The sequence below is a fragment of the Bacteroidales bacterium genome (assembly GCA_014860575.1).
Classification (GTDB): domain Bacteria; phylum Bacteroidota; class Bacteroidia; order Bacteroidales; family JAAYJT01; genus JAAYJT01.
The window spans coordinates 1-25,656 of record JACZJK010000040.1; the positions used below are offsets into that span (position 1 = coordinate 1).

General features: G+C 42.0%; 15 protein-coding genes and 1 tRNA gene. 7 read left to right on the plus strand and 9 right to left on the minus strand.

Features of this window, described 5'->3' with window-relative positions; translation table 11 throughout:
• From IH597_10720 to IH597_10730, 3 genes are all read left to right on the plus strand, one after another.
• On the plus strand, nt 1–2,051 hold a 2,051-nt coding region (locus IH597_10720; GenBank protein MBE0662927.1), incomplete at its 5' end, for a translocation/assembly module TamB domain-containing protein.
• 50 nt (nt 2,052–2,101) lie between these two features.
• Entirely contained in the window at nt 2,102–3,169 is a 1,068-nt protein-coding gene (locus IH597_10725; GenBank protein MBE0662928.1) for a T9SS type A sorting domain-containing protein, read from the plus strand.
• A gap of 1 nt (nt 3,170) precedes the next feature.
• On the plus strand, nt 3,171–6,383 hold the full coding sequence (locus IH597_10730) for a UvrD-helicase domain-containing protein (GenBank protein MBE0662929.1): 3,213 nt from the start codon (nt 3,171–3,173) through the stop codon (nt 6,381–6,383).
• 40 nt (nt 6,384–6,423) lie between these two features.
• On the opposite strand, the gene IH597_10735 is transcribed toward IH597_10730, so the two are convergent.
• A complete protein-coding gene (locus IH597_10735) occupies nt 6,424–7,671 on the minus strand; it encodes an ABC transporter permease (protein ID MBE0662930.1) in 1,248 nt (415 codons plus the stop codon).
• 115 nt (nt 7,672–7,786) lie between these two features.
• On the opposite strand from IH597_10735, the gene IH597_10740 reads away from it, so the two are divergent.
• Nucleotides 7,787–7,863 (plus strand) — tRNA-His (locus tag IH597_10740).
• Between the two features lie 272 nt (nt 7,864–8,135).
• A complete protein-coding gene (locus IH597_10745; GenBank protein MBE0662931.1) occupies nt 8,136–8,321 on the plus strand; it encodes a hypothetical protein in 186 nt (61 codons plus the stop codon).
• 21 nt (nt 8,322–8,342) lie between these two features.
• On the opposite strand, the gene IH597_10750 is transcribed toward IH597_10745, so the two are convergent.
• On the minus strand, nt 8,343–9,788 hold the full coding sequence (locus IH597_10750) for a sodium:solute symporter family protein (protein ID MBE0662932.1): 1,446 nt from the start codon (nt 9,786–9,788) through the stop codon (nt 8,343–8,345).
• A gap of 264 nt (nt 9,789–10,052) precedes the next feature.
• Between IH597_10750 and aroQ the strand changes: the two genes are divergently transcribed.
• Nucleotides 10,053–10,496 carry a type II 3-dehydroquinate dehydratase gene (gene aroQ, locus IH597_10755; GenBank protein MBE0662933.1) on the plus strand — a complete coding sequence of 148 codons (444 nt, stop codon included), beginning with the start codon at nt 10,053–10,055 and terminating at the stop codon, nt 10,494–10,496.
• Here the strand turns inward: aroQ and IH597_10760 are convergent.
• A complete protein-coding gene (locus IH597_10760; protein ID MBE0662934.1) occupies nt 10,486–11,508 on the minus strand; it encodes a glycosyltransferase family 2 protein in 1,023 nt (340 codons plus the stop codon). The genes aroQ and IH597_10760 overlap by 11 nt on opposite strands.
• Nucleotides 11,508–12,404 carry a lysophospholipid acyltransferase family protein gene (locus tag IH597_10765; protein MBE0662935.1) on the minus strand — a complete coding sequence of 299 codons (897 nt, stop codon included), beginning with the start codon at nt 12,402–12,404 and terminating at the stop codon, nt 11,508–11,510. The genes IH597_10760 and IH597_10765 overlap by 1 nt, the downstream gene beginning before the upstream one ends.
• Before the next feature lie 124 nt (nt 12,405–12,528).
• Here IH597_10765 and IH597_10770 point away from each other — a divergent pair, with 124 nt between their 5' ends.
• Complete coding sequence (locus tag IH597_10770) at nt 12,529–13,473, plus strand: mechanosensitive ion channel (protein ID MBE0662936.1); 945 nt, start codon at nt 12,529–12,531, stop codon at nt 13,471–13,473.
• A 195-nt stretch (nt 13,474–13,668) separates the two neighbouring features.
• On the opposite strand, the gene IH597_10775 is transcribed toward IH597_10770, so the two are convergent.
• The 5 genes from IH597_10775 to IH597_10795 form a co-directional block, all read right to left on the minus strand.
• Nucleotides 13,669–15,867 carry a bifunctional alpha,alpha-trehalose-phosphate synthase (UDP-forming)/trehalose-phosphatase gene (locus IH597_10775; GenBank protein ID MBE0662937.1) on the minus strand — a complete coding sequence of 733 codons (2,199 nt, stop codon included), beginning with the start codon at nt 15,865–15,867 and terminating at the stop codon, nt 13,669–13,671.
• A 351-nt stretch (nt 15,868–16,218) separates the two neighbouring features.
• Nucleotides 16,219–18,615, minus strand: coding sequence for a glycoside hydrolase family 65 protein (locus IH597_10780; GenBank protein MBE0662938.1), 2,397 nt, complete (start codon nt 18,613–18,615; stop codon nt 16,219–16,221).
• A gap of 185 nt (nt 18,616–18,800) precedes the next feature.
• Nucleotides 18,801–20,393 carry a trehalose-phosphatase gene (otsB, locus tag IH597_10785; protein ID MBE0662939.1) on the minus strand — a complete coding sequence of 531 codons (1,593 nt, stop codon included), beginning with the start codon at nt 20,391–20,393 and terminating at the stop codon, nt 18,801–18,803.
• 225 nt (nt 20,394–20,618) lie between these two features.
• The gene (treS, locus tag IH597_10790) at nt 20,619–23,897 is read right to left on the minus strand and encodes a maltose alpha-D-glucosyltransferase (protein ID MBE0662940.1); all 3,279 of its coding nucleotides are present in this window, start codon (nt 23,895–23,897) and stop codon (nt 20,619–20,621) included.
• A gap of 256 nt (nt 23,898–24,153) precedes the next feature.
• Complete coding sequence (locus IH597_10795) at nt 24,154–25,632, minus strand: GWxTD domain-containing protein (GenBank protein MBE0662941.1); 1,479 nt, start codon at nt 25,630–25,632, stop codon at nt 24,154–24,156.
• Between the last annotated feature and the right edge of the window lie 24 nt (nt 25,633–25,656).

The following is a 25,656-nucleotide window of genomic DNA, read 5'->3' on the forward strand; positions in this document are numbered from 1 at the left end:
CTGCAATTCACATAAATCAGCTCGTCCTGCAAAACGATAGCGAGAAAATCATGATACATGGCAAAGTTTCCAACGATCCTGTCGAGAAACTTTCTATAGATTTTGAACAATGGAATCTTGCCAATCTTGATGTTCTGCTTAAAAACACCGACTTTGACATCAGTGGTTTGATCAACGGCAATGTTGATTTGATGGAATTGTATGAGAACCCAAACATGCTTGCTGATCTTATCATTGATGATTTTCATTTGAACCATGAGCGGCTTGGTGATCTTCATCTCAACACCTCATGGGATCCAGCCACAAAATCGGTATGGGTTGACTCTCAAATAAAGTATACCGGCAATGTTGGAACGATCATTCCATTCAGATTACAGGGCTTTTATTACCCCGAGAGTGAAACAGAGAATCTGGATCTTGAGCTGCAATTGTTTAATCTTAAGCTTGAGATTGTGGAACCTTTCCTGGATGGTATTCTTTCAGATATCAGGGGATTGGCCAGCGGCAATGTGTTGATCAAAGGTCTTTTGAAAACTCCGGATGTTAGTGGTAGTGTTTCTTTAATGCGTACCGAGTTCAAGGTTGATTTTTCCAATGTCTATTATTCCATTGCCGATGTTATCACTATCGAAAAAGACAAGATTTGGGCAGATAATGTCAACATCTTCGATCAATACGGGAATTCAGGAACAGCCAAACTGCTATTCACACATAGCAACTTATCCGACTGGCGGATGGATCTTCAGGTACAGGCCAATAATCTTGCCGGCTTGCAAACTTCGGTTTCGGACAATAGCATGTTTTACGGTGATGCTTTTGCATCAGGTACATTTACAATGGCAGGGCCATTTAATGATCTTAAAACCGATGTCAGGGTGCGTACAGGGCCCGAAACTTATATTGCCATCCCCATCAGCTTCGCCGTGGATGTTGCTGAAAACGACTTCATAGTTTTTACAAATCCAGATACCGATACTGTGGATATTGTCATAGAAGAAAGAGCACCTTCTTCTTTCTCGCTTGGCATGGACGTAGAAATCACACGTGATGCTGAAATTCAGATTTTCCTGCCTTACCAGATGGGGAATATCCGCAGCACGGGTAGCGGTAACATGCAAATGTTCTATAACACTGCCGGCGACTTCACTATGTATGGCGATTACTTGACGAATCAGGGAACATTTCTGTTCACCCTTCAAAAAATGATCAACCGCACTTTTTCACTTTTGCCGGGCGGGATCATCCGCTGGAGTGGCGATCCTTACAATGCAGACATCAATATACAGGCAGTTTATCGCACACGGGTGACGCTTAACAGCCTGCCGAACATCAGCCAGGAAGGGCGTTTTCCGGTTGACTGCATAATAACATTAAAGAATAATTTGATGAACCCGGAAATTTCATTTGGTATTCGCTTGCCCAGTGTGGATGAAGAAATTCAACGCCAGGTCTTTAGCGCTATTGATACTACCAATGAAGTGGTCATGAACAGGCAAATGATCTCACTCCTGGTTCTGAACAGTTTTAACTTTAGCACCGATCAAACCAACCTGGCTTCCACGCTAGGCAGTTCTTCTTTCGAATTACTTTCAAATCAGCTCAACAGTTGGCTCTCTCAGATCAGCAAAGACTTTGATATAGGCGTAAATTATCGCCCCGGCGATCAGCTCTCATCCGAGGAACTGGAACTTGCCCTTTCAACACAGTTATTTGACGATAGGGTTTCTATTGATGGAAATCTTGGTATGATGGGCGATCAGCAATCACAGCAAAATGCCAGCAACATCATTGGAGATATCAATGTGGAAGTGAAAATCACACGAGATGGAAGGTTCAGGGTCAGGGCTTTCAATAAATATAACGATATGGAAATTACAAGACGCGATGCACCCTATACGCAGGGTGTCGGCGCTTTTTACCGACGCGAATTCGATCGTTTTATAGATCTGTTTACACCCCGTAAAAAGATTCTCATTGACAAAGATTCTCCTGCTGCCCGCAATGGAGCCTATCTACCACAAACGCCGGCAAATAATTCTTCTGTTGATTAATCATAGCCGAACGTATAATTGTTATTTTTACCAGACCAATACCTACCTCAATGAAAAAAATTCTACCAGTTTTTGCCTTTGCAGCTTTACTTAGTATGTCGCTAAAGGCACAGGTTACCATCACCAGGAATGATATGCCAGATACCGGAGATACAATTCGTACTAGCTTTACAGCAGCTATCGGGGCTATTAATTACGAACAGGCAGGGGCAAACATTTCCTGGGATTTCAGCGATTTGTTGCCCGGCCTTCAAACCGTGGACACTTTCGTCAGTATCAACACCTTACCGTTTACATATCAAATAGTGTTTAATCCACTAGTTGCCTCAATAGCCTCCCCGGTTTCTGGTTTTGACCTCGTACCTGGAGTTGATCTTACTGATGTTTACCAGTTCTTCCGTGAAACAAATGATTTCTTTGGCAATGCCGGGGTTGCGTTTACCTTTAGTGGAATCCCACTACCACTTAAGTACGATAACCCGGATGTATACTTCAACTTCCCGGTAACATACCTGAGTGCTGACAGTTCTGAATCTTCATTTAACCTGTCATTGCCTGATATTGGTTATCTTGAAACTACCCGCAAACGGGTAAATCATGTTGATGCCTGGGGAACCGTGACAACGCCTTATGGAGAATTCCAGGCAATCAGGGTAAAATCGTTCCTTACCACTTACGATAGTATTTATATTGATTCAATTTCCTTCGGGCAGGGTTTAAACCGTTCATTTATTGAATACAAATGGCTGGCCAATAATATGGGAATCCCTGTTATGCAAATTGATGAAGAAGGGCCGCTGCTTACCGCCCGTTATATTGACTCAGTGCGGCTCATTACCAGTGTTGAGAATCTGGTGTTTCAGGTAAATGTAGCGCGCATTTTTCCGAACCCAACACATGATTACTTTTATGCTGAGTTATCACTGGTTCACAGTGGCATGACCAGTATTGAGGTGTATGATCTGGCGGGAAGACTGCAAGGCAAGCCGTATCAGGAATTTCTCAATGCCGGAAAAAATATCCGGAAAATTTCAGTAAACCATTTGCCACCCGGCGTATATTTTGTCAGAACCAGTAACCCAACCCAAACAAGCATCCGTAAATTGCTTGTCAACTGAGATGGCCCAGAGAAAATTCCAGGTTTATAAATCATCTGCAGGTTCAGGAAAAACCTTCACACTTGTGAGGGAGTTTCTTCAATTGGTGATTGTTAATCCGAACCATTACCGGAACATCCTAGCCATAACCTTTACCAATAAGGCGGCGAACGAAATGAAAAGCCGCATTGTGAACAGTCTCGTTGGTCTCGCCAAACCTCCCGGAGAGTGGACAGAAGCCGCGAAAACAATGGTCGCTAAGATTATGGCTGAAACCGGGTTCACAGAAGAAATTATACACCAGCGGGCTGTGTTGGTCATCAGCAATATCCTGCACAACTATTCTGATTTATCTGCTGCCACCATTGACAGTTTCATGCAGCGGGTGATCCGAACATTCTCCCTCGATCTCAGTTTGCCAATGAATTACGAAGTTGAACTGGACGTTGAACAGCTTCGCATGCGTGCCGTTGACCGTTTGATTGATCAGTCAGGATCAGATAAAGAGTTAACGGATTTGCTGGTTCGCTACCTGGAAACAAAAACCGAAGACGATAAAAGCTGGCGTATTGAAAATGACCTGAATGAAGCCGCTGAAGCATTGTTCCGGGAAGATGGCATGCAACAACGCGATGCGCTGAAAGCAATGGATTACAACGATTACCAGGTTTATTATAATAGGATTAACCACTGGTTAAAAGAGCTTGAAACCAAGGTGGGCAAAATTGGGGTCGAAGCGCTGGAATTGATAAATAATCAGGGAATTGGCATTGAAGATTTCGCTTATGGTAAAAACGGGCCGCCATCTTATTTCCTGAAAATGGCCAACAAACAGGTCTCAGACCTGGCTCAACCAAGTTCGCGAATACTTGCTGCAGTGAATGATGGAGCCTGGACTTCTAAAAAACAACAACCGGACATTAAGCAAAAAATAGAGGAAGTTGCACCCCGGCTGATTGATTTTTATCAGCAATCGAGAGAGTTGATTGATAGTTCGGTGCAGCGCTACACGACTTTGAAATTGTTGCTCAGGCATCTTTATCCGATGGCTGTGTTGGGAAGTATTGAAAGCATCCTGGAAGAAATCAGGAACGAAGACAGGATTTTGCCGATAAGCGAGTTCAACCGTATTATTGCCGCTGTTACACAAACCGAAACCATTCCTTATATATATGAGCGCCTCGGTGAGAAATACCATCACCTTATGATAGATGAGTTCCAGGATACTTCGGTGTTGCAATGGCAAAATCTCTTGCCACTTGTTGAAAATGCGCTTTCAGAGGATTATTTGAACCTCGTGGTTGGTGATGCCAAGCAAGCCATTTACCGTTGGCGTGGTGGAGAGGTAGATCAATTTATTGCTTTGCCGAAACTGCCCCCAAACCAATCAATAATCAATGCATTGCGCGAGCAGACTCTTGTAAACAATTACGAAAATCAAGTACTGCCTGTAAACTGGCGTTCGCACAAGGCCATTGTTGAATTTAACAATCAATTTTTTCAGCATCTTGCCAACCGGCTCGCTCCCCAATACAAATCCGTGTATGATTCGCTCAATCAGCAGTATAATCCGTTAAAATCCGGTGGTTTTGTGCAGGTTGATTTTTTCTACCCTAAAGAGGATTGCGAACAATTGATGCTTGATCGTTTACCAGGCTTAATTGCTGAACTAACCGAGGACAATTTCAGCCTTCGCGATATTACAATTTTATGCCGCACCAATAAGCAAGGCTCCACGGTGGCCAATCATTTACTTTTGAATGGGATCAAGGTTATTTCATCTGAATCTTTGCTGCTTGGTTTTGCTGAAAACGTCCGGTTGGTGGTTTGCATGCTCCGCATCATAGCCAATGCCAGCGATCAGCTTGCTTACCCCGAAGCGCTTGCAATCCTTAGCCAGAAAAACGTTTTTGATGGTTCGACCCTGAATGATTTGATTCCGCAGGTTCATCTTGCTGAAACCGAAGGAAAGCGAACCAAATCGTTCAGCCTTCATGCTTTCGAATCATTATTGCAACAAGGTGGGATTCATTTTTCCCGGAAATTCTTAATGCACCTTCCGCTTTACGATCTGGCTGAAGAACTGATCCGTGTACTCAAACTTTCGGCTCAGGACGATATTTACCTGCAATTTTTCCTGAATGGTTTGCACACAGCGGTTTCGAAAAAATCTATAGCTATCAACGAATTACAAAACTGGTGGGATGAAAAAGGCAAAAGTATTTCTGTGATTTTTCCTGAAAGCCTTGATGCCGTAAAAGTGATGACGATCCATAAGGCAAAGGGTTTGGAATTTCCGGTTGTTATTTTCCCTTTTGCAACTGCTTTGCAAAGGTTCACAGTTGACAATGTTTGGGTTGATCTGAATGATCCTATACTTGAAAAGCTGCAAACTGCAAGGTTGCCGGTCAAAAGCCTGGGTGGCACTTTGTTCGAAAATATCAAAGACGAAGAAAACGACAAATCACTTCTTGATCTTGTGAACCTGATTTACGTAGTATTCACAAGAGCCGAAGAACGCCTGTATATCATGACCACTTTGGTTGACGATAAAAAAACAGAAACCAATTGCCTGCCAGTTTTCCTGTTTGATTTCATCCATAGTTTCGATCCGCAATTTGATTTTTCAAAAGGTGAACCCTGGAAGTACTCACAAAAACTTGAACGAAAGTATATTCCGAAACACAAAGACGAAGAAAATCTGTTTTTTCAGATCACGGGTAAACAACCTTTAAAACACTGGCAACAGAAATTGATAACAAGCAGCAGAGATCGAAGCCAGTGGCTTGATGACGAAACTGAAGTGGCCATCAGCTTTGGAACCCATGTGCACGAATTGCTGGCCGCGGTTCGCAAGAAAGAAGATTTGGATCAGGTACTTGGGAATTTTGTTTTAAATGGCAAAATTCCTTCTGCGGATCATGAAAGGGTTCGGAAAACAATGACAGAAATCATAAATCACCCTAAGCTTGAAAAATTCTTTTCCGGAAGCAGCAAGGTATTGTCCGAACCTGAAATCCTTTTGCCTGGCGGGGAAATTTTCCGGCCTGATCGTGTTTTCATTGACGATCAACTGGTACATGTAATTGAGTTTAAAACAGGGCTGCCCCGGACAATCCATAAAGCACAGCTCCAACAGTATATGGAGTTAATTAAAGGCATTTATGATCAGGTTGTTGTAAAAGGATTATTGGTTTATGCGGGTGAAGCTGATTGCACTGTGGAAGAGATTTAGTCAGGGATTTTAGCATTTCATGTTGCAGCCCGATCTTCCGTTAAGCCTGCAATCGCCCTGGCTTTTCAACCATTTTAATATCCAATGCATTTCGCAGGCTGTTGCCAATAATCATAAAACTTAACACCATAACCATGATGGCGAGACCTGGAAGAATAGCCAGATATGCTTTATCGAGAATAATATACGCATAGTTTTCCTTGATCATCGTTCCCCACGACGGCATGGGAGGTTGTACGCCAATGCCCAGAAAACTCAGCCCGGCTTCAATCAAAATTGCAGATGCGAAGTTAGCTGCAGAAATTACAATCACCGGACCAAGGACATTGGGCAGGATATGTTTTGTGATGATGCGCCAATGTCTGAACCCAAGCGCCCTGGCCGCTTCAACATATTCCTTTTCGCGGATTGAAAGAACCTGACCTCTTACGATCCTTGCTACTTCAACCCACATGGTTAATCCTACCGCAACAAATACCTGCCAAAACCCTTTACCCAACGCAAAAGTGATGGCAATAACCAGCAGCAGTGTGGGAATAGACCAAACTACATTGATCAGCCAAACGACAAAAGTGTCAATCCAGCCTTTGAAATAACCACCAATGGCTCCAATAAAAATTCCGATCACCAACGAAATGATGACCGAAATAAAACCCACTGAAAGGCTTACTCGCGTTCCAATCATTAACTGGCTGATCATATCGCGGCCATAGCGGTCGGAACCCAACAGAAATATGTGTTTTACAAGGTGTCTATCCCGTACAAGATTTTGCAAATCAAGGATTTTATAAGTTTGTTGCTGGCCAGCGGCATCAACAAACCGGATCGAATCATTGGAGATTTCTCCGTTTACAAAATCAGGTGGAAGGGCAAAGGCAACATCGGCGAGATGAAATTGATATTCCCTGGGAACCTCAGTAGGGAAGGGGTCAAATTCCGTAATTATGATTTTATCGTTATCGAAATAATAGTCGTTGAACGGGATCAAAGAATAATCACTTCTTTTTCCGTAAAGCATTGTTTTGAACCAGTGCTGACGTTCCGGAACATCGTTGCGTTTTAGCTTCAGCATATTTACCCTGAACCCTGGTGGCTGGGCTGATATTTCGATGTACTGGTTATTGGCAAATGGCGAACCGTCGGGTGTGATCAAATAACCAAGCACTGCAATCAACACTGCAAGCAAAATGCAACACGTGGCTGCAAAGGTGAGCCTGTTGTGGAACAGGAACTTCCAGCTTAAGCGCTGGGGCGACTGCGACGAAGCAAAGGCTTTTTTTCGGAACATCCGGATGGCTTGGCTTAAGAAAGGCAAAACTAAGAATAATTGTGAATGGTTAAAAAATCTGCAATAAACCTTAGTGTGGAAAAGATTTTATACTATTTTTGCACTCCTTAATACGGTGGTTATAGCTCAGTTGGTTAGAGCACCAGATTGTGGTTCTGGGGGTCGTGGGTTCAAATCCCATTAGCCACCCCACCTTACCCCTGAAATATGGGGTTTTTTTGTGCCCGAAATGTTTATTTGAATGATCTATTCAGTCAAAAATCCGAAATAATCCTCTCATAGATTGGCATTTCCTGATATGATCAGGCATAATTTAAAAACTTATTATTAAGTTGAAATTCAATATATTTCATTACATTTGCAGGAACGATAAATAATGATTATTACATCGCCACCAGGATAATTCACCCTCTTATCAAAATATTCCTGATTGCGATATCTTTCCTGTAGCTAATTAAAAGAACATGAAACAAGAAAAAAACCAATGCAATGGCAGCATTAAAGGTAAAATCTCAATTTACCTTCCTGATAAACGCATGTGGGTTTATGCCGATAGCCAAAAAGAGGCTGATGATTATGTTTTGCGACTCAGAGCAAAAGACACAGCCCTGCAGGCATCAAGGCAGGCAATGAATAAGAAAACATCCTGAGTGCTCAAAAACAGGCAGTTTTTAACTGTATGATCGCTCGTACTTTGGCCAGGTAAATGATATTGCAATGATCATCACTGCAGCTATACTTATACCAAAGATATTAGGATCCAGATCAAAAGGAAGCCTGAAATTAGCTATGGTGAGAAAAAGGGTAGTGCCCCCACCGGCAAGCATAGAAATAAATGCAGCTAGGGATGTAGTGCGTTTCCAAAAGAGGCCGGCAAGCACCGGCACAAACAATCCACTCACCATGAAAGCATAGGAATACAGCATCAGTTCCAGCACATTTTCCATAGCAGAAGCCAGTAGAAGAGCCATTATTCCGATTACAAGGGTGAGTATCTGCGAAAACCGCAAAATGGTCTTATGATCATTTGAGATTTTGAAAAACTTTTGAAGGATATCGGTGAGCAGGTTACCGGAAGCAGCCATCAGGCAACTATCAGCCGTTGACATGATGGCTGAAAAATAAGCCGACATCATCAAACCCATTAGCCCAACTGGCAGAATAGACCTTAAAAACAGTGGCAAGCCCATTTCCGCATCTATATCAGAACCTGGAGCAAAACCAAGCTCTGTAAACATACCATTCTCAAATCCAACCCTGGCAAAGAGTCCCAGCAAAACACCCATAAATGCCATAAGAGGCCATTCCAGTAATCCGGCAAAATACCATGCCCGCTGTGCCGTTTTTGCATCTTTTGTGGCATAGATACGCTGGTAAAGGGTCATTCCTACGAACCATATCGGGATGATAGTAACAGCCCAGTTCACAATGGTTTGCCAGCTTACATTATTGAATTTCAAAAACTCACCTGGCAAAGTGGCCACGATAGCTTCATATCCGCCGATGGCATGATATCCTAGCGGAATGCCTATGCCAATCAGACCTGCCATCAGAATAATCCATTGAATAGTGTCGGTGTAAATAACGGCTTTCATACCACCCATAACAGTGTACAGCACTGCAATAACGCCCATGATAATCAAAGCAGTTTGAAGATCCAATGACTCAAATGTAGCCGAAGCAAGTTTTGCCCCAGCCAGCAATTGAGAACTTGTAAATCCAATATACCCGATGGCCGATACTACGCCTGCGAGAATAGCGACTTCCCTTGAAAAAAGATGTTCAAATATTTGCGGAAAAGTAAGCAGTTTGAAACGCTGTGTAAGTTTTGCAACTCTTGGAATAAGTACCACAGCGCTGAGCCAGGCGCCTATCAAACCCGTAAAAAGCATCCATGAACCTGATAAACCCATAATAAATCCCAATCCACCAAGTCCGATAGAAAACCCACCACCTACATCGGTTGCCACAACCGACAAGCCTACGTGAAAGCTGCTCATTTTTCTCCCACCAACATAATAATCGTCGGTAGTTACATTGCGGCGAAGGAAGTAAAATCCAACACCAAGAACCAGGATCATGTAGACAATAAAAATGAGAAGATCTATCCAATGCATACGCAGGGGTTTAAAAGAAAATGAAATAAATTTTTTGGAAAGAGAAGAATCTGACGTCAAGGTACGGCGTATTGCAAAGATATCTTTTTTTGCGAACCATGCGACTAAGTCAGGTAGCCTTTATTGCTGTTTGCGCAAATACATCCATCCAGATGAGCGCTAGTCAGGCGAACTGATGTTCAGTTGGCATTACTGTATCACAGTATCACATTTCTACTGCATCGCAAAAAAACCTAATTTTGCCAACCTAAGCAATCCAACTACATGACAATTCTTATTCTGAACGGCCCCAACCTTAATCTCACCGGACGCAGGGAGCCTGAAGTTTATGGGGTTCGAACCTTTGATGATTTGCTGGTTTCTTTAAAGCAACTTTACGCCAAGGTTAAGTTTGTGTATTTTCAGAGCAATATTGAAGGCGAACTCATTGATAAACTGCATGAATATGGTTTTTCAGCCAGAGGAATTATTTTGAATGCTGGTGCATACACCCATACTTCTGTTGCTATAGGCGATGCAGTAAAAGCCATTGAATCTCCGGTTATTGAAGTACATCTCAGCAATGTATTTACAAGGGAAGAATTCAGGCATCACTCCTTTATTTCCCCTAATGCAAAAGGATATTTGTGTGGCTTTGGTCTTTATGGCTATTTACTGGCCGCCGAAAGCTTGATAAATGATTTTAGACTTCCTGAAACTATTGAGTAAAATCGGCTTGGTTGAGATCGCTGAAGCGCTTCTTTTTCCTAACATAATGATCCACCACCAGGTTTCTTTTGTAAACTCCCGAAACTTCCGACTGTGTTAACTTGCGGCGCTTGCTTAACTGCGATCTTACATTGAAAATAAAAAACCAGTGAGCTCTCAGCACAGCAAGAAAATCAGCTAATCCTCCAGCAGCAAGAAATTTTAATGCGGCCACCCAATCCAGGGCCCAGCGTGTAATAAATGTCTGAAATATTTTTCCGGAAGGAATATTCTTAAAAATCAGCGTGAGGTTGTTCCTGAAATTCAGGTAGGTTTTCAGCGAAGATTTTTTCGGAAGCGTACCGCCACCAACGTGGTAAACAACAGCATCGGGACAATACATGATTTTATAACCGGCATTTTTCAATCGCCAGCAAAGGTCTATTTCCTCCATATGAGCGAAAAAGTCATTGTCGAAGCCTCCAAAACGATGATACAATTCGGCTCTTACAAACAAACATGCACCTGTTGCCCAGAAAACCTCAGCCTCGTTATCATACTGTCCGCGGTCTTCTTCAATTTCCTGAAATATCCTTCCCCGGCAAAAAGGATAGCCAAAGCGATCAATAAATCCACCTGCAGCGCCGGCATATTCAAAATGAGAACGCTTATAAAAGGCCAGCAGTTTGGGCTGACATGCTGCAATCTGCCTGTCTTTTTCCATCAAATCTATCACAGGCTTGATCCAGTTGGCTGTAACTTCAATATCGGAATTAAGCAACACATAATACTCACTGTTTACCTGAGAAAGTGCATCGTTATAGCCTTTTGCGAACCCACCGTTGGTTTCATTCTGAATTATCCTGATTTCCGGAAAGTTGGCTGTAAGAAATTCTACTGAATCATCGCTTGAAGCATTGTCGGCAATGATAATATCTGCGTAGTTTTTGCTGTGTTCAATAACGCCTGGAAGAAATTTTTCCAGGAATTTCTTCCCATTCCAGTTCAGAATAACTACAGATACTTTAACCATTATGTTGAAGATTTTACAGATTCCGGTTTGGGAGCATATTTCCAGCGGCGGTGCGACCACAACCAGTTGTATGGCCGCTCACGGATCGCTTTTTCGAGTAAACGGACGTATTTAAGTGTTATTTCATATTCTCCGGTTTCTGCCGGGCGTTCGGAGATTAATTGAAATTCAACTTCATAATGCCCGCGCCGGGTCCTGTAAACGTTCGCAAACACCACTGCCTGATCAAGCATTTTTGCAATTTTCTCGAAGCCAGTGAAATAGGGTGTCTGGCGGTTCAGGAAATAAGTTTGAAAGCCTATTTCACTTTTATGTGGTGTTTGATCTGCTGCAAACAGGGTCAAAGTAAGCTTATCTTTATTCCTGATCATATAACGTAGCGTTTGTTTGAAAGGGATAATACTATCGTTTGTATGAAGCCTGCGCAGATCGTTGATGTACTTATCAAAAAATGGATTACTTAGCGGCTTTATCACTGCAAAGCCTGTGTACTCGGGGAAATTGAGCTGTATCCCGGGTCCGAGCCATTCCCAGTTGCCAAGATGGGCAGTAAGCAGGATCACACTTTTCCCTTTCTCCTTGATATTGTGCAAAACTTCAGGGTTCAGAAAAGTGAAACGGCTTTTAATCTGATCGGCTGATAAACCTGGTGTTTTTATAACTTCAATGACAAGATCGGCCAGGTGTTGATAATAGGTTCGTGTGATTGCCGATATTTCCCTTTCGGAATACTCCGGAAAACTTTTTCTCAGGTTGTCCTTGATAATCTGCTTGCGATATGCAACTACATTATTGAGAACAAAGCAGGCAAAACCTGATAATGTATAAAGCAGAAAACCCGGCAGGATAGATACGAGCCAGGCAAATCCCGAAAACAACCAATATAGGATGCGCATAATAATTTCTATAGGCTGGGCAAAAGTACTACATTGAAGTTTATAACACATAGTGTATGGCGAAAGGTTCGAAGGTCAAACAAGAGTAACAATACATTGTTAGTTGTTTAAAAGAATGGAAATTATGATAGCGTTGAAAAGATTCGGTATTCCTGCTTTACTATTTATCCTGGCAGGATTTCTTCAATATTACACTGATTTAGTAGGCTTTATACCTGAAAGCCTTGTAGGAACCCTTAAAAAAGCTGGAGAAGTTTTATGGATTATAAGCATAGCATGGGCAATTATCGTTGGCATTCGCATTGCTAAAAATCATTTACTTAGAAAGTATGATCTTAGTGATGCAGATAACCTTAAAAGCCGGAAACTCTATACACAGTATAATATCCTTGAAAGAATAGTTATATTCATAATTATAATTATTGCTACAGCCATCACGCTTATGTTGTTTGATGGGGTTAAAAATATTGGTATCAGCCTGTTTGCCTCGGCTGGTGTAGCAGGATTGATTATTGGACTTTCAGCGCAGAAAGCACTGGGAACGGTTCTTGCCGGACTGCAGATCGCTCTCACACAACCTATCCGTATTGATGACGTAGTTGTGGTTGAAGGGGAGTGGGGTAGGATCGAGGAAATAAATCTTACTTTCGTTGTGATAAAAATCTGGGACAGCCGTCGCCTGATAGTTCCGTCTACCTACTTTCTTGATAAGCCTTTTCAGAACTGGACCCGAACATCAGCCGATATTCTTGGAACCGTTTTCATTTATACCGATTATACCATTCCTTTTGAACCTCTGCGCAAGGAGCTGACGCGCTTGCTTGAATCCAATCCGCTTTGGGATGAACAGGTAAACGTCCTTCAAATCACTGATGCCAAACAAACTACCGTTGAAATAAGGGCGTTGATGAGCGCTGCCAACTCTCCTGATGCCTGGGATTTGAGGGTGTTTGTGAGGGAAAAACTCATTGAGTTCATACAACGCGAATACCCGCAATGCCTGCCGCGGACAAGGATTGAGATCAAGAATGAAGGCATGAAGGAATCCGGAGCTGTTTTCCCCGACTAAAGATCAAAGTACCAAATTCCAAGCTCCAAATTCCAAGACCCAAGTCCAAAATCAAAATTCCAAAATTTCAAATTTTAAATAACTTTCATTTGTAGATTCGCGAATCTTAAATATTGAATTTTGAATTAATCATTCCATCACTCCAGGCCTCGACAAGCTCAGCCACCGCATTACTGCAACACTGCATCACAAAAACTACGGCTTCCTGCTTCTCAGTTTTTTCAGAAAAGCTAAAACATCAGCCTGATCACTAATTACATATCGGGCATTTGTTTGTATCATTCCTACCTTTACGGTCCAGGCATGTTTTGGCAAGGATTGAAACAATAACTCATCGGCCCAGCCAGCGCCAAGGGCAAGCACAAAGTCATACTCTTTCTTTGATAACCAGTGCATTCCCAGCTCACCTTTGTTGATCCCAGAGTTGCTGACTTCTATTACCTTATGACCCTGCAGCACCTGAACGCCGATATTGTTTGTAATACTTAAAAGATGATCCATGACTTCATTTGATAAAAATCCGGCTTGCTCCACATCAGCTTTGTGGTAGAGCCATGATATGGAGTAGTCTCTCTCTTCAATGCTAGCCCCTGGCAGGCGATCGGTGTACATTTCAAGAATGGGAAGGATTACTTCTTTCCACTCCGGCGATAATGGTTTAAAAAGCTTCCATTTTTTGACATTTGCTTCACGAAGCCAGGTACCATTTTCGGCGCTCAGATTCACTGGGATTTCGCCTAGCCATGCATCCAGGTCTTCTTTTCCTCTGCTACTGATAATTACAACATCGGCATGATCAATGATATTCAGATTATTCAAAATTTTAAGCAAGGCCTGATCCGGTTTTGCGTGGGCTGGATTTTTCTGGTAAGGAGCCAGGGTACCATCATAGTTTACAATGATCAGCCTGTTTTCAGCGTGTTGATAATGTTCAACGATCTTATCAATGTCCTCTGTTTCAAAAATCTTTTTCCTGGAATAATAACTTGATATTTTGCTAACGTCTATCAGGCTGTCTACAAAATCTGTAGCCCATTTTGTAACATCGTAACGTTTAAGACGCTTTTGCATGGTGCGGTTATACCTTATCTGATCTTCTTCGGGGACACTCAAGGCATCAAATATTGCATCAGCAATTTCGTCCACATTATTTGGGTTGATAATAATGCTTTCGCTCAACTCTTTAGCTGCGCCTGTGAATTCGCTTAAAATCAACACTCCTTTTTGATCGTTTAAAGAAGCTACATATTCTTTTGCAACAAGGTTCATCCCATCGCGTAAGGGTGTAATCAGGGAAACATCGCTGCGCCTGTATTGGGCTATCAGTTCTTTATGAGGCAATGAGGTGTACTGATATATGATTGGTGTCCAGTCAGGATTGCCATAGTTCCCGTTAATATTGCCCACCAATTCATCCAGTCGTCTTTTAATCTCCTGGTATGATGTGACCCCAGTACGAGAAGGCACAACTATCATATTTAAGAATACTTTGTTATGCCATTCAGGATGATTTTTTAAAAACAGTTCAAAACCCTGCAAACGGTTCACAATACCTTTGGAATAGTCGAGCCTGTCCACAGAGAGTACTATTTTGGGCTGATCCAGACCAGGCTTTTCTGATATGAAAGGAGAAACATCCATTTTATTGAATTTATTGAACTCAATTCCCATAGGAAAAGTCCCCACTCTCACTACCCTGTCAGGAAGGTTAACTATGCCCATGTGATTTTCCTTACCAAGAATTCGCAGGATCGAACGCAAAAAATACTGTGAATAGTCATGTGTATGGAAGCCAATCAGATCAGAACCCAGAAGGCCTTCAAGCAACTCGCTCCTGCTGTCTTTTGGGAACATACGGAACATCTCGTAGCTTGGAAAAGGGATGTGAAGGAAGAACCCGATAGGATTTGTTACTTTTTCACGCAACATCAAAGGCAACAGCATCAAATGGTAATCATGAACCCAGATGATGTCGCCCGGTTTTACGACCTTCAACACTTCGTTGCAGAATATTTTGTTCAATTGCTTGTATTCCGTCCAGAATTCACTGTCGAAGGTTGCATAATTCGGAAAGTAGTGAAACAATGGCCAGATGGTCTTATTGCAGAACCCCAGGTAAACCTTATCCATTAATTTCTGGGATAGAAAAACCGGGGAGGCTTTATAATCCTTCTGTACTGTTGTTTTTACAAAATCCTCGTCTTTTTTGGCTATGGTCATTCCCGGCCATCCCATCCAGATATAATCATTTATGTCTGTTTCGGATTTGCCAAGGCTGTTCAGATAATCGCTCAGGCCGGAAACCAGTCCGCCGGCACTTTTCTCAAATTCAAACTCCCTGTTCTTTTTTGAAACCGAAACAGGCAATCGGTTGGAAACTATAATCAGGCGCATTGTTTTTGGTTTTTGTTAATATTTTGTTCGACGTTTGGTGTAGTGTTCCAGGTTCTAAGTTCGAGGTTCACAAAGTTCGGCACCTCGGTCATTGAGTTGCTTGTCCCGATCCTTCGGGATCGAAGTGATGGGTCATTAGTTCAAAGTTCAAAGTTCAACGTTCAAAGTGCTAGGTTGCTGGTTACTAGTTGCAGGTTACTGGTTGCTGGTTGCTGGTTACCGGTTACTGATCCCTTCGTCCCTCGTCCTTCGACCCCGTCTCTTGTTTCTTGATTCTTGTTTCTTGTCTCTCCATCACTCCATCAAAATAACTAATCAGCTACTGCAACACAGCATCACTATATCACTATATCACAACATAAACTCCTTCCTGTCACTGGTTCTAAAAAAGTGTTTTTCCCCTTTCACTCCAATGGTTACAGGATTTGCCCAGCCTTTGTCGAACTCAATGGTTAATTTTTCATGGTTCATATTTACTTTAATCCAGTGGCTCCGGTACCGGAGGCTGAAACGGATTGTTTTAATATCTTCAGGTAGCTGTGGATTGAACCAAAGTACATTGTCGCCGATTTCAAGTCCGGAATAACAGCGTTGCATAATATCCAGGGTTCCTGCCATGGCGCCCAGGTGTATGCCTTCGTGGGTGGTGCCACCCTGAACATCTTCAAAATCACTCATCAAAGCCACCTTAAAACTTCTCCACGACTCTTCGCGATGTGAACGCGCATAAACCCATGAATGAATCACCTGACTCAGTGTTGATCCATGTGCGGTTCTTTTCTGATAATATTCAATATTTTTAGGAATAGTTTCTGTATCGAACTTATATCCGAGCCTCTTGAACATTCGTTCTAACTCATCGGCTGAGAAAAGATAGAATAGCATGAGCATATCAGCTTGTTTGCTGGCTTTGTAGTAATTGCATGAATCGCCTTCACTCTCAAGGATGCGATCGAGGCGTAATGCTTTTCCGTATTTTTCGTGGTAGTGATCCCAATCAAGTTCTTTCAAATTTTCATAACCCTCAAACTGCATAATGATTCCATCTTCGTGGAAAGGCATATACATTTTCTCAGTGATGTCTTTCCATCTTTCCAAATCTTTTTCAGTGAATCCCAGTTTGTCTGACAGGTTTATACAGCAGGAAGGATCAAAATTTTCAAGCAATCCAAGGGCATGTTGTAACACCCACACAGCCATTACATTGGTATATGCATTATTGTTTAGACCTGGCTCTTCGGCATCGGGATAGTGGGTGTGATATTCATCAGGTCCCATCACCTTATGGATCTCATAGCGTCCGCGTTCGGAGTTAAAATGAGCGATATCAGACCAGAATAATGCGGATGCCACAATGATTTCAGCGCCATGAGATAGCATGAAATCCATATCACCGGTGCTCTGATAATAATGCCACACATTGTAAGGAATGGCAGCATTGACGTGATACTGCAGATGCGAAACATCTGGCAGCCAGCGTCCCGATTTTGGATTCAGATGAATTTTTTGCGTTTCTTCGCGGCCGTTGCTACTGCTTTGCCAGGGAAACAATGCTCCACGAAGTCCTTCCTGTTTTGCAGCATGGATGGCTTCGGGTAAACGGCGGTAACGATACATGAGCAGCGAGCGCGATAGCTGCGGCATATGCAGGTTGATAAATGGAAGAATGTAAAGTTCGTCCCAGAAAATATGTCCGCGGTAAGCCTCACCATGCCAGCCACGGGCTGGAACACCAATATCATAATCAATGCTGTTTTGCGAAACCGACTGATAAAGGTGGAAAATATGAAGGCGTATAACTAGCTGGTCATTGCTGCCGTTTGATTCGAACTCTATGTCATTGGAGTCCCAGATTTGCTGCCAGGCAATCTGTTGCTGTTCTTCCAGTTCAGAAAATTCACCAACACGTTCAATATTGGTTTTGGCCTCGGTAAGGGGATCGCTGATGGCAAAATCGCGGGAAGTATACATAGCAGCCAGTTTTTCGACAGTCACAGGTGTGCCCTTAATACATTCAAAGCTGAAATCCCCGGCAAGGAATCCTTCTTCCTGGAAAAGCTCAGGTGTTATATCCGGTGATTTGCCATTAATATAAACATTTGTTCTCACAGCTTGTGCCATGCGAATCTGCGACTGCTTTGTCTGGCTCAGCATATAATGGCTGGTTTTATTAAAGCTTCCCTTCTCAAGTACTTGAATGTGGTTCTGATTCAATTGCCGGTATCTTGCTACATTATTATTGATAATGTTACCATCAATTCCGGATCGGACAGTAATCTGACCCGACCAGTTCTGAGGTGTAAGTATCCATTGAATTCCAGCCAGATGGTAATTGTACATGCTCACAATCCTGCGGCTTTTGATAAAGGTGATCCGGCCCTCTTTATCACGAAATTGCATCCTACGCTCCAATAATCCTTGCTTAAGGTGTAATTGGGTTTCGTATTCCAGGATTTCCATTTCTTCAAGTGTGAACCATTTTCCTTCGCCGATTTTAAATGTGAGGTAGAGCCAGTTGGGCCAGTTTGCCAGATCTTCATTTTCAATAATCTTTCCTTCAATTTCGGATTTCATTCGGTTGTAACCACCAGCCAGATAGGTTCCCGGATAATTGTACTCATTATCCTTCGCCATTTCCAGCGCACCCCTCGTTACAAAATAACCATTGCCGAGTGCGCATAAAGCTTCATGCAAAGGGTGTTCTTTTTCATCGAAGCCTTTGTAGATCACTGTCCAGTTGTTATCCATAATTCATTATTTGATTATCTCTTAAGGTTTTTTTTACCACTAAGTCACTAAGTACACTAAGTTTCACAAAGAGATTTGGTTCTTGTTTGGGGTTTTTATTTTGATATTTGACTTTATTTTGAATTTGTTTTTTATGATTTGGATTTTAAATAAATTCAACCAGTAATCCAGGATAAATTGCATGATTATAGCTCATACATCCCAATCAGCTTCTTAAAAAATTCCTTCACCTGAAAAACATTCTTTAGGGCATAAGTAGCAGCGGTTTTCTTTCCATGCCCGCCAACCAGGATTCCGATCCCCTTTTCCTGAAGCGTATTGAAAGCATCTTCATCAGTCATATCATCTCCAATGAATATGGGAATGATATCCTTTTGACCGGATAGCTTTAAGGCTTTCAAAATCCAATCCACGGCTTTACCTTTATGCCAGTCGAGGTCGGGTTTGATCTCAAGGATCTTTTTACCAGCTCCGATTTTAAAACCCTTATGCCTGCTGATCATTGTATTTGCAATTTCATGAACAACAGCCTCATCTTCCTCCCGCGCATTGCGGTAATGAATCCCAATGGCATAGCGCTTACGATCGAGCTGGGTGCCCTGGGTTCTCTCATTCAGCTCTTTTTTAATTTCCTTTTCAATCTCATCAAGCCTTGGGATTATGTTCTTTGAGTCCTCATGTTCCATAAAAAGCCCGTTTGGACCGCTGATGATATAGCCATGGCTGCCGGCATAAACAAGTCCGTTGAGGCCAACGAGGTTTTCCACATCTTCTTTGTTGCGCCCTGTTACGATTGCCACTGTGAATAAGTGGGCAAGTTGCTGCAAGGTTTCCTTCATCTCATTTGAAATAATGGCGTCTTCAGGACGGGGAACTATAGGCGAAAGAGTTCCGTCGTAATCGAGGAAAATGGCTGGTTTTTTTTTGGTCAGAATTTCGAAGACTTCATCATTGCCCGGAAAAATGGGTTTTCCCTGACGGGAGAAATATGCTTCCTGAATTTCCGGATCTGAAAGGTTCAGATCAGAAAAATTATCAATGGTGATATCAGCACCGTTATCAAGCAAAGCTTGTTTGTTGTTAAAACGATTAACACCAACCACGAGTCCAAAATAGCCTTGCTGGCCGGCTTGTACTCCCGAAATAGCATCTTCAAAAACAACAGAATTTTCGGGTCTGACCCCTAGTCTTCGGGCAGCTTCTGTGAAAATATCCGGATTGGGTTTGCCTTTAAGGCCAATTTCTACTGAGACCACTCCGTCAACACGGGTATCGAACAAATCTTCAATCCCGGCCACCTTGATGATATTGCGGCAGTTTTTGCTGGAAGATACAATAGCGGTTTTTATTCCCTGTTTTTTCCAATCCCTGAGTTTAGCAATGGCATCGTGATAAATCTCCACACCTTCCAGCTCAACCAGTTCATTAAACAGCATGTTCTTTAGGTTCCCAAGCGCACAAATGGTTGCAAAACCAGGGTCATCATCGGGGTTTCCAAGCGGGAGCTTGATGCTGCGGGATTCGAGGAAGCTTTGTACGCCAATATAACGGGGTTTGCCGTCAACATAATTCTGATAATCGTCTTCGGTCATTGAGTCCTGCTTTAGGAACTCTTTTTCGCGTTCAGCGAAGAATTTATCAAATGTCTCTTTCCATGCTTTTTTATGGGTTTTGCGGGTTTGGGTGATGACCCCGTCAAGATCAAATATGAGTGCTTCAATCTTGTGAGTGTGCGGCCTTATATTTTCGGATAAATTAGCGTCTTTGTTCGAATTCATAATCTGTATTTTTAATTATCACAACATCAATCCATTATACATGCGATGAATGTGATTCTTGCAAATTTAACGAATTTCAGGGCAACAATCAAGCCGAAGTGACTTGAAGTTACTGAAAGCCATCACTGTTGTTGCAGTGGTAACTACATGTCGAGTATAAATGCTGACTTTAAAAAGTCTACATCATAGATTTGCAACCAAACTCTTAGAAGCGTCAAAAAAAAGTCAGCTTTTCAGCTTGATTCTGTTTCTGATCCTTTGCAGTGCATTTACTGGAATAGCCACAAGTTCAGGTTGATTTTCGGAAAAATGTCTTAATTCCTGGATTGATTTTTCCAGCATAAAAAGATTAATCAGATCGTTTGTATGATTGATGTTTTTCGGGATCAATCCGGAGTTTGCCATAGCATCAATGTAGGATTGAATAAACAAGGAAGATATTTTCTCGTACCAATTGTCCATCATTGGTTGCAAATAATTCTCGTTTACAGGAACAAATTCACGACGTTTGAGATATCCCATATAGATGGATAAATGAAATGAATTGAGCATTGATGCCACGTCCTTTAAGGGACAATGCTTCAGTTTGCGAATACTAAATGCTTCGTTTTTATCTCCTTCAAAATCAGTAACTATAAAGTCTTTTCCGGTAAATAATAACTTATCGAGCTTATAACTTCCATGAATCCTTATTTTACGCGTATTAAGCTTTTCAGCTTCCAGGGTAGTGTGCAAAAATGAAAAGAAATCAGACTGGCTATCAAGAATATCCTGTATTTTGGCTTTATCTCCAACGCCTGGTTCCTTTTGTTTTTCATTGATAACAGAAAATGCCCTTTTAATAAAGGTTCTTAAAGATTGATTTAAAGATTTTTGATACAAAAGCGAAAAGTCTTCGGGTTCGAACCCTTTTACAGCCTTCAGTGAAGCTAGTGCCAGATGCATCTCAGCCGTCCGACGACCCAGCAGGGCGATCATTTCGAGGAAGAAAGGCTCTATAAATTCTTCAACATTTAGCTGTTGAGCGGCTTGCTTGCCGACCTCAAACTTTTGGGTCAGAACCCTGTCAAAGAATGATTCAATAGCTGTTTGGGTCATCTTCCAGGCGTCTCCAACATTGGGAATCAAATCAACAAGTATAGCCAGTGAGGTGTTTTCGAACCCTGGTTTGTTATAATCAAGCCGACCTGCATACAGCGGAATATTATCAAAACCCGAATACCGGCTGAGATTTTTTATAATTTCAACATCGGGATTTTCACCTTGCTGCGGATTGCGATAAATCTTAAAAAAGTATTTGTCGCCAAAGCTAACTGATGTGTTAGTGTGTTTTGAAACAATTACATGGGGTTTTAAATATGTTTCTCCCAGTAGCCGCAACCTGCCGCCTGATGAACCTTCAATCTCGCCAAACACGCCTTTCACTTTGGTGCGCCTTCTGATAATGCCGAAAAGTTCTTCCTGTAAAATATTATCATGTACCCCATCATATAAAATGCCCGCCTCACCATCAATCAGAATATTTTTGATAACCGATTCAGGGTAGCTGGTTCTAATTTCGATAGCTTTGTTATTTAAGGCAATTGAAACTGGCATGAGGAAGATATCTTCACTGGCTTCAATCAAATCCATTTTCACAATAAACAAATATGAATTACACTCCTTATGTGGAAGTGCAATCACAGCAATTATATTGATTTCCCTGAGCTTGCGCACATTTCCTTTGAACCACCGGCTTTTAATTATATAATCATATAAAAGCTCCCTAATGGTTCGCTGCATAGGTGAAGCCATCTTAGCCCATTGATGATTGGTGATTTTTAATGGTTCCTGATCCAATCCCTCAACTTCTGTTTCTTTTTCCTGCCTCCGAAGCAGAAACCAGAAATAGTTTTTAAACTGCATTGAAAACTCCCAGGGTTGATCGGAAATAACCCGGAAATCGTTTCGGCTGAATATTTCCATGGGAACCGAACCGGCATAATCCTGTAGGTCAATTTCCACATGTTGTGAATAACGTGAAAGATTTACCACAATCAATATGGTTTCGTCTTTATATTCCCTTACAAAGGCAAGTACCTTAGGATTGCTGGTATTTATAAATTTTAAACTACCCCGGCCAAATGCTTTGTACTTATTACGTTTGGCAATAACCCTGCGTTGCCACCATAGGAAAGAAGAAGGATTCCGCTCCTGATTTTCAACATTTACTGAGGTGTAATGGTAATTGTTGTCAATGATAACAGGTAAGAATAATTTTTGAGGGTCAGTTGAAGAAAAGCCTGCATTTTTATCGGGGCTCCATTGCATGGGTGTTCTTACACCATCCCTGTCGCCAAGGTAATAATTATCGCCCATGCCTATTTCATCTCCGTAATAAATTATAGGTGTGCCGGGCATTGACAAAAGGAGGAAGTTCAGCAATTCAATAGTTCTGAGATCGCCACCAAAAAGCGGAAAGAGCCGACGGCGGATTCCGACATTCACCCGTTTTCGCGGATCATCAGCAAAAGATTTATACATATAATCTCTTTCCTCGTCTGAAACCATTTCAAGGGTTAACTCATCATGATTGCGTAGAAAGATAGCCCACTGGCAATTGTCAGGTATCTGCGGAGTTTGTTCTATGATGTCAACAATAGGAAAGCGGTCTTCCATGCGCAGGGCCATGTACATCCTTGGCATTAGTGGAAAGTGGAAAGCCATATGGCATTCATCGCCGCTGCCAAAATAATCTGATGCATCGTTGGGCCATTGGTTAGCTTCGGCCAGCAACAATTTATCCTGGTAATTATCGTCAACATACTTGCGCAGTTCTTTCAGGTATTTATGTGTTTCGGGTAGATTTTCACAGTTTGTGCCTTCGGCCTCAAATAGATAAGGTACCGCATCGAGCCGGAATCCATCTACCCCTATTTGAAACCAGAAATCAAGCGCTTTTAATATCTCTTTTTTGACTTTAGGGTTTTCAAAATTAAGATCCGGCTGGTGGGAGTAGAACCTGTGCCAGTAGTAGGCCTTGGCTTCATGATCATAAGTCCAGTTTGAGACCTCAAAATCCTGGAAAATAATACGGGCATCCTGGTACTTTTCAGGCGTATCGCTCCATACGTAAAAGTCGCGGTAAGTGCTTCCCGGTTTTGATTTCCGGGCACGCTGAAACCATTTGTGTTCGGTTGATGTATGATTAAGCACCAGTTCCGTAATGATCCGCAAGCCGCGCCGATGAGCTTCTTTTACAAAACGTTTAAAGTCGGCCAGTGTGCCGTAGGATGGATGAACGCCATTAAAATCAGCAATATCATACCCACCATCTTTTAGTGGTGATGGATAAAACGGAAGCAGCCACAATGTATTCACGCCAAGGTTCTGAACATAATCAAGTTTTTGAATTAAGCCTTTGAAATCACCAATTCCATCACTATTGCTGTCGTAAAAAGATCGCACATGTAACTGGTAAATTACAGCATCTTTATACCATAAAGGATTATTATTTTCTAGCATACCATTGAAGTTGTTTTAAAATACGCTGTGTTAAAACAGCCGGCTTTCCACACACCGGCAATTCTTAAATGCAATATATGCAAATGCAAATATATTTAATAAAAATAACACTGGTTTTCAAGGGCAGGCGAGGAAGCCATAGCCGGATGAAGTTAAAAAATCGTGTTAAGCTCTAAATGCTGATTTACAGGCCGGTGATGTTTGGTTCGAACTAAGAGTGAATGAAACTGAGGTGACAGAACCATAGGAAGCGTTACTACCTGGGTTCATTGTAATAATCCTCAATTTTACTTCCCCAAACGCGGTTTCGAGACCTTGATGTATCTTCATAATCAACGCCCCATCCTTCATTGCGGGAATTGATCTTCGACATCCACCTGGGGTTGCTAAGCTCACCAATCATTTCCGAATGGAGAAGTTCAAAGTTATTAGTTGCAATATCATGGGTGTAAAACACAAAACGCTTGTTGCGTTGACCATTGATAACATAATAATGCCAGATTTCGTAAGGATAGCTTGCCGGTTCATCATAACTGCTGTTAATGGAGTTGGGTGGGCCGTATTGTAAATATACTCTGCCCCTGTCGGTTTCATAACCTCTTTGCACCATTGTTTTAAAGTTGGCATCGGCGCGGCACATTTCTATATAATAATTCTTCCAGGATTCTTCAGGTGATGATTGATCACGTTGCAGCCAGAAGTTATAAAAATACTGCTGCATGTTTCTTAAGTTGCCTGAAGTTGCTAGATTGTAGGCAAATTGACGCTCAGAAAAATCTGATATTGGTGACAGTGCTTTTATAAAATATGCAAGACTGTCAACATCAACTATTTGCTCGGCAAAAGAATTGGTAACATCAACGTGTTCAAAATCCTCTGGCCTTATCTCCAGTTCGGGGTTGCTGCGCTGAAAGAACACACGGTTAGATGCAAGGGTTTCATTGTGCCGATCCTTTACACTTACTACAAGGAAGTAATTCCCGGAAGGAAGTTTAGATATATCAAAACTATTTAGAAAAACATTCACCGGCTTGGCACTCTCCCGCTTGAAACGATTATAATCAGACAGTACCCGTCTGCTTTCAAAAGTTTCAATAGAGCTGACAATCAAAAATTCTTCACCTTCGCCAAGTGCATTGGAAGCATTGTAAACTTCCGAATAAAACGAAATGTTTTTCATGTGAGAAGGATAAAAGAAGTCAACATAAGGATAAATGTTAAAGCCGCTTTTAGTCAGCGGGCCAGGCTCATTGGTCTGTTCAATACGTTCAGCAAGCTGAACCGATGACACAAATAATTCTGCTTGATTAAAATTAATAGCTATTAGCTCAGAATGATTGAGCGGCTCAAGTGCTTTGGTAGGATCAGAAAGGGAAATATCAAGTACATACTCTCCGCTGGGAAGTAAGAACCGTTGCTGGTCAATAAAGCTAAATCCAGTTTCGGTAAGTTCATTGATAACCGGGCTTTTTAATTCATATTTTTTGAAATCCTTAATTTGTTCGTCCTGTTTTAGAACAAGAAGAACCTCAAGGGTAGCCTGGTATTCGTCATTTGCGGTTCCTACAAAGTTAAGGCTGCTGGCATCAACTTGCAGATATGTTTCAATATACGGCCCATCAATAGGCGACAGAAATGTACTATAGGCAAAATACACCCTGGGATTGTCGGCAACCAAAAGCTTGCTGATAATGATGGCCAACAGCAGCAGATTTAATTTTAATGGAGTTTTCATTGTTGCTTGGTTTTACGAACCCAG

What these genes read in the sequence shown, in the direction of transcription:
- IH597_10725 (MBE0662928.1), top strand. Translation starts at nt 2,102, where the DNA reads ATGAAAAAAATTCTACCAGTTTTTGCCTTTGCAGCTTTACTTAGTATG.
- IH597_10730 (MBE0662929.1), top strand. Translation starts at nt 3,171, where the DNA reads ATGGCCCAGAGAAAATTCCAGGTTTATAAATCATCTGCAGGTTCAGGA.
- IH597_10735 (MBE0662930.1), bottom strand. Translation starts at nt 7,671, where the DNA reads ATGTTCCGAAAAAAAGCCTTTGCTTCGTCGCAGTCGCCCCAGCGCTTA.
- IH597_10745 (MBE0662931.1), top strand. Translation starts at nt 8,136, where the DNA reads ATGAAACAAGAAAAAAACCAATGCAATGGCAGCATTAAAGGTAAAATC.
- IH597_10750 (MBE0662932.1), bottom strand. Translation starts at nt 9,788, where the DNA reads ATGCATTGGATAGATCTTCTCATTTTTATTGTCTACATGATCCTGGTT.
- aroQ (MBE0662933.1), top strand. Translation starts at nt 10,053, where the DNA reads ATGACAATTCTTATTCTGAACGGCCCCAACCTTAATCTCACCGGACGC.
- IH597_10760 (MBE0662934.1), bottom strand. Translation starts at nt 11,508, where the DNA reads ATGGTTAAAGTATCTGTAGTTATTCTGAACTGGAATGGGAAGAAATTC.
- IH597_10765 (MBE0662935.1), bottom strand. Translation starts at nt 12,404, where the DNA reads ATGCGCATCCTATATTGGTTGTTTTCGGGATTTGCCTGGCTCGTATCT.
- IH597_10770 (MBE0662936.1), top strand. Translation starts at nt 12,529, where the DNA reads ATGATAGCGTTGAAAAGATTCGGTATTCCTGCTTTACTATTTATCCTG.
- IH597_10775 (MBE0662937.1), bottom strand. Translation starts at nt 15,867, where the DNA reads ATGCGCCTGATTATAGTTTCCAACCGATTGCCTGTTTCGGTTTCAAAA.
- IH597_10780 (MBE0662938.1), bottom strand. Translation starts at nt 18,615, where the DNA reads ATGGATAACAACTGGACAGTGATCTACAAAGGCTTCGATGAAAAAGAA.
- otsB (MBE0662939.1), bottom strand. Translation starts at nt 20,393, where the DNA reads ATGAATTCGAACAAAGACGCTAATTTATCCGAAAATATAAGGCCGCAC.
- treS (MBE0662940.1), bottom strand. Translation starts at nt 23,897, where the DNA reads ATGCTAGAAAATAATAATCCTTTATGGTATAAAGATGCTGTAATTTAC.
- IH597_10795 (MBE0662941.1), bottom strand. Translation starts at nt 25,632, where the DNA reads ATGAAAACTCCATTAAAATTAAATCTGCTGCTGTTGGCCATCATTATC.